Source organism: Paenibacillus sp. Soil522 (genome assembly GCF_001428245.1).
In the GTDB taxonomy this organism is placed as follows: domain Bacteria; phylum Bacillota; class Bacilli; order Paenibacillales; family Paenibacillaceae; genus Pristimantibacillus.
The window spans coordinates 1-891 of sequence record NZ_LMRV01000113.1 but is presented as its reverse complement, the minus strand read 5'-3'; the positions used below and the strand labels follow the sequence as shown (position 1 = coordinate 891).

The window sequence follows — 891 nt, the reverse complement described above, 5'->3', positions numbered from 1 at the left end:
GTAGTAATGAGTTTCCTCGTTTGGTTAGCTTAATGTGCCCCTTATACTTACCAGAACTACGTTCCGCTAAGTTTAATCCAGCCTTTCGCAAWAACTGATTCCCGTGAGACAGCTTACGTAAGTCCCCGCCAAATGCRAATATGGCAGCCGTTGCAGGAACGGAAACACCGACKGATCGAACGAGATCAGAGCAGGGGATTTCGGGCAATAGCTTTTCAATCATCTCGTCCGCTTCATCAATGATGTGGCAGATTCGTTCATATTCTTCGATGAGGTGCCGCAGTTCCCATTTGTCTTCTTCAAGGGCAGTAGYGTCTCCAACGCTATGTCTAGCGAGTGYTTGGAGCTGGAWCGCCTTGTTCCTGCCTCGSACACCGCCAGGTCTAGCCATGTACACYCMCCAGTTTGTTCCGGAGTTAAYTGCAMKACGTCAGATGGGGCTGGRAAACGACGCAAAGTGGCTAATGAACGAGGACTAAAAATATCTTCGAACGCTTGCCTGTATTCTGGAAAACGGATATCCAGCCAGCGGTGGATTCTGTTCTTAATYCGTCCGGATTTAACAACCCAATGCTCTCTGTTTGTGACAATAACCCKTAAGCGGCGGAAGKCTTCTTCCTTTGGAGAGAAGGGCGTGTAGAACCCGCGACTCACTGCATCGGCAATGACCAAAGCGTCCTTTGGGTCATTYTTTGARGGGGAGTTGTCTCTGTTTTCCTTATTGCGTTTGGTCGTCATTGGATTGACAAGGACAACTGAAACACCTTGTTTCATTAACCAATTGGCGATATTGTATAATGCTCCCATAAGTTGAGACACGGGAGGGAGAAAAATAAGTTATAATGAAGCAATGGAAAAACGGAACCGATATACCTCAGAGTTTAAGACGAA

The 891-nt window shown here is 47.0% G+C and carries 2 protein-coding genes; both read right to left on the bottom strand.

What is annotated here, in order from left to right; translation table 11 throughout:
• A partial coding sequence (locus ASG81_RS33405) for an IS110 family transposase (protein ID WP_235549087.1) occupies positions 1-223 on the bottom strand: 223 nt, incomplete at its 3' end.
• Positions 220-738, bottom strand: a complete 519-nt coding sequence (locus tag ASG81_RS33400; protein ID WP_235549086.1) for an IS110 family transposase — start codon at positions 736-738, stop codon at positions 220-222. The genes ASG81_RS33405 and ASG81_RS33400, both read right to left, overlap by 4 nt.
• Between the last annotated feature and the right edge of the window lie 153 nt (positions 739-891).